Annotated in this window: 2 protein-coding genes and 1 pseudogene; 1 reads left to right on the top strand and 2 read right to left on the bottom strand. The window is 65.2% G+C overall.

The genetic code is table 11. The features are described from left to right. Positions 1 to 848 precede the first annotated feature (848 nt). Complete coding sequence (locus tag ACLP25_RS31490; protein WP_442473017.1) at positions 849 to 2,951, top strand: recombinase family protein; 2,103 nt, start codon at positions 849 to 851, stop codon at positions 2,949 to 2,951. A gap of 9 nt (positions 2,952 to 2,960) precedes the next feature. Here the strand turns inward: ACLP25_RS31490 and ACLP25_RS31485 are convergent. Both ACLP25_RS31485 and ACLP25_RS31480 read right to left on the bottom strand, forming a co-directional pair. Further along, positions 2,961 to 3,839: pseudogene (locus ACLP25_RS31485) on the bottom strand (DHA2 family efflux MFS transporter permease subunit); the annotation flags it as partial. Continuing rightward, a partial coding sequence (locus ACLP25_RS31480; protein WP_442473016.1) for an HlyD family secretion protein occupies positions 3,836 to 4,126 on the bottom strand: 291 nt, incomplete at its 5' end. The gene ACLP25_RS31480 and the pseudogene ACLP25_RS31485, both read right to left, overlap by 4 nt.

The following is a 4,126-nucleotide window of genomic DNA, read 5'->3' as shown; positions in this document are numbered from 1 at the left end:
GTCACCGACGCCGAGATGGACGCTCTCGACATCACAGGCGACGCGTTCCATCCTGAATGGAACTACACCATCCGCCCACGATCAGACCTCGCCAATCGAAGCAGTTAATGTGGCGGGTGTCCTTAGGTGTGCCCACGGTCGGCGATCGAATCGCGCAGATGGTGGTCAAACAGCTGATTGAGCCGGATCTGGATTCCTTTTTCCTGCCAGATTCCTACGGCTCGCCTGCGACACACTGCAGGTGACAGGCAAGCCGGGAGCGATCATCCAGCACGCCGAACAGGATCGGGGTCTGCCACTCGCCGCGTGCGGTGAGCACCTTCCTCGAGCCAACGATCGCAGGATACCTCAGTCATCGAACGGGTGATGAGGGATCTCACGGTCATCGATCCGAAGCATTCGCTTTTTGGTCAAAGGCTTACGGTCTTGCCGGAGCGGTCGGGGCGGGGTCCGGCCTTTGTCGTCGTCGCGCTCCCGGACGGGCGGCGCCGTTCGATCCGGATAGCTTCGACGGATCTGGCGCGGGAAGCGCCGGATGCTGAGCGATCGCCGGCCGACCTGCCGCGGATCAGCGTTCGCACCCTCACCGCATTGGCGCGCCATTTGAGGGCCACGCTGTCCCTACTCGCCGAGGAGGTGATTCGCGATGACTCTTCAAGCCCTTCCGCGTCGCGTCGCGTCTCTGTCGCCGTCGAGTCCGTTTCCTGCGTCCAACCGCCCTTCCAGCATCTGCCCCCGACTGTGGCCGAACCTGTCGGAGGAGGCGCGAACTCAACTCGCGCAGGCGATGGCGCAACTCATGCGTCGTCATCGGCAAATGGAAGACGGCTCACGGGGGGAGGGCGTCCATGCTGATGACCGCGCCCTTCGATGACGAGCGCGTCACGACGGCCCAGCGGGCGAAGCTGGCCTATATCTATGTGCGGCAGTCGTCAGTAAGTCAGGTGCGGCAGCACCAGGAAAGTACGGAACTGCAATACCGTCTGGTCGACCGAGCGGTCGCGCTGGGATGGCCGGCGGAGCGCATCCACGTCATTGACGAGGATCTGGGAAAGTCGGGCGCGGGCGGGGCCGAACGGCATGGGTTCCAGAAGCTGATCGCCGAGATCGGCCTGGGCAACGCCGGTCTCGTCGTCAGCCTCGACGCCTCCCGTTTGGCGCGCAACAACCGCGACTGGCATCAACTTCTCGAACTCTGCTCCGTCTTCGGCGTTCTGATCGCCGACGGCGAACGTCTTTACGATCCCCGCGTCTATCACGATCGATTGCTGCTCGGGCTTTCCGGAATCATGAGCGAGGCGGAGCTGCATCAGATCCGCGTGCGGCTGCATCAGGGCGAACGCCAGAAGGCGGCGCGCGGCGAACTCCGTTTGCCCGTTCCGGCTGGGCTCGCCCTTGATCGGACGGGCGCGATCATTCTCAACCCCGATGAGGAGGTGAGGGCGCGCGTCGAGTTGGTCTTCGCAAAGTTCCGGGAATTGCACACCGCACGAGCCGTGATGCGTTTCCTGCGCGCCCACGGGCTGCCGCTGCCCGTTCGTCCTCTCCTCGGGCCGGGCCCGCACGACGTCGTCTGGCGGGAAGCTGACTGCGCGCGGGTTCGCAGCATTCTTCAGAATCCCGCCTATGCTGGGGCGTATGTCTATGGCCGCAGGCGAGCGGAGCCGAGCCGTCGCCGGCCAGGCGCGGGTCCGGCGACCGTCAAGGTGGCGATCGAGGACTGGCCGGTTTGCCTCCGGGCCGCCCATCCGGGTTACATCAGCTGGGAGGAGTACATGGCCAACCAGCGGCGACTGGCCGACAACGCCAATCGATACGAGGCGGGACATCCCGGCGCGCCCCGCAAGGGCGTGGCGTTGCTCCAGGGCGTGGCCATATGCGGGCGCTGCAGCCGGCGAATGAGCCTGCGCTACACCGGCCCGGACGGGGACTACCCCGTTTACTGCTGCCGCGTCGATCGCGACCAGCGGAGCGCGGCTTCGTGCCAGGAGGTGCGGGCGCTGCCAATCGACGCCTTGGTGGAAGGCGCTCTTCTCGATGCGCTCGCCCCCGACCAGATCGCGATCGCGCTGGCCGCTGTTGGACAATTGGAGGAGGAGACCCGCCAACTGGAGCGGCAATGGGCGTTGCGTCGCGAACGCGCGCGTTACGAAGCGGAGCGGGCGCGTCGCCAATACGACGCCGTCGAGCCTGAGAACCGTCTCGTGGCGCGCTCCCTCGAGCGCGCCTGGGAGGAGAAGCTGCGCGCCGTCGAGGCGATCGATCAGGAGCACGCGCGCTGGCGCGCAGAGGAGCCGCTTGCGCTCGAGGACGAAGACCGCGCCGCGCTGCAGGCGCTCGGCGAGAACCTGCCGCAGATCTGGCGCGCCCCGACGACGACTGCGATGGACCGGAAGCGCATCTTGCGGTTCGTCATTCGCGAGGTGATCATAGACCAGTCGCGGTTGCCCGGGCGGGTCTGGCTCAAGATCGTATGGCAAACCGGCGCAACCAGCGAACACGCCCTTTTGCGTCGGGTTCGCGCCTATCGCGACACGGCCGATCTCGATGGCCTGCGGCGACGGATCGCCGACCTCAATGCCAACGGAACCATGGACAAGGAAGTCGCGAAAGTCCTCAATCAGGAGGGTTTCCTCACCACCCGCGGCGGCCCTTTCACTGGAGGCAATGTCTCGGTTCTTCGCAACCGGTGGGGCATCCCGACCGTGAAGATCAACGGAATCGATGCCAACCCGCCACGCTGGGCCGATGGCCGATGGTCCGTCCAGGGCGCCGCAATCGCGCTCGGGGTCAGGCCACATACGATCTTCCATTATCTCGCTCGCGGACTCCTTGTCGGCCATCAACTCGCCAAGGGGCAACCGTGGCAAATCGATCTTTCCCCCGAACAAATCGACCGCCTTCGCGCGCACGTCCAACGCATGAGGCGTTCCAGAAAGGAGGCATCATGAAAGACTCGGCGAAGCGTAGAGCGCGAACCCAAGCAGGAAGTTGCCCAACGTCCCAAGGCCAAAGTTACGCCGGCCGAGCAGCCGGAGATTGACGAGCGGCCGCGGTGTCAGAAATTCGAGCACGACAAAAGCGCTGAGCGCCGCCGCCGCCACGAGGCTCAATTTGACAATGAACGGCGAGCCGAACCAATCATCGACGTTGCCGTCGTCGAGCACGGTCTGCAAGGCGGCGAGGCCAATGGCCACCAGCGCGATACCCGGCCAATCGCCCTCGCGCAACAAGCCGAACTGCATCGCCGACTTCGGCAGGCCGTACCAGAGTGCGGCGAGCATGACCGCTCCGGGGACCAGGTTGACGTAGAAAATCCAGGGCCACCCGTAATTGTCGGTGAAATAGCCGCCAATGGTCGGGCCGATCGCCGGCGCGAAGGTCGCTGTCACCGCGAAGCCAGCGAGCCCGAGGGCGTGCTTCGAGCGCGGCAGCATGGTCATGACGATGGTGAAGGCGAGCGGGATCATGACGCCGCCGGCGAAACCCTGCAGCGCCCGCAGCACGATCATCTCGCTGAGGCTGCTCGCCTGGCCGCACAGCGCCGAGAACAACAGGAACAGCGCCACATTGACGATCAGGTAGCGCCGTAGCGAGAACACCCGACTGAGGAAGTCAGTGAGCGGGATGACGATGATCTCGCCGATCAGATAGGCGGTCGATATCCACGTGCCGTATACGCCGCCGGTGCCGATGCCGCCTTCGATATAGGGAGGCGAGGCGTTCGTGATCTGGATGTTGAGCACCGCCATGAAGGCGCCGATCAGCGCGCCGCCGACCGTGATCCAGGTCTTAAGCGTGACTGCCGGCTCGCCAGCACGGTCAACGGTTCCGGTCATGGCGCCCTCGCTACGGTTTGAACCTGGGCGCTCGCCCTCGTATCGATTGTCGGCTCGACTGACATGCCTGGGCGCAACAGGTTGGCCAGCGGGTCACCGGCGTCCAGGACGATCTTGACCGGGATGCGCTGGACGATCTTGGTGAAATTGCCGGTCGCGTTGTCGGGCGGCAGCAGCGCAAATTCCTGGCCGCTTGCCGGCGCGAGGCTGTCGACGTGGCCGTGCACGCTGGCGCCCGGGAAGGTGTCAACGTCGATTGTGACCGGCTGGCCGGGACGCACGTCGGT

It is taken from the genome of Roseiarcus sp. (assembly GCF_052145395.1).
Taxonomy (GTDB): domain Bacteria; phylum Pseudomonadota; class Alphaproteobacteria; order Rhizobiales; family Beijerinckiaceae; genus Roseiarcus.
Note: the sequence above shows the minus strand (reverse complement) of the source record. Positions and strands in the feature narration are given on the sequence as shown.

Bases quoted from the DNA above. Each gene is read 5' to 3' on its own strand.
- ACLP25_RS31490 (WP_442473017.1), top strand. From the start codon at position 849: ATGCTGATGACCGCGCCCTTCGATGACGAGCGCGTCACGACGGCCCAG.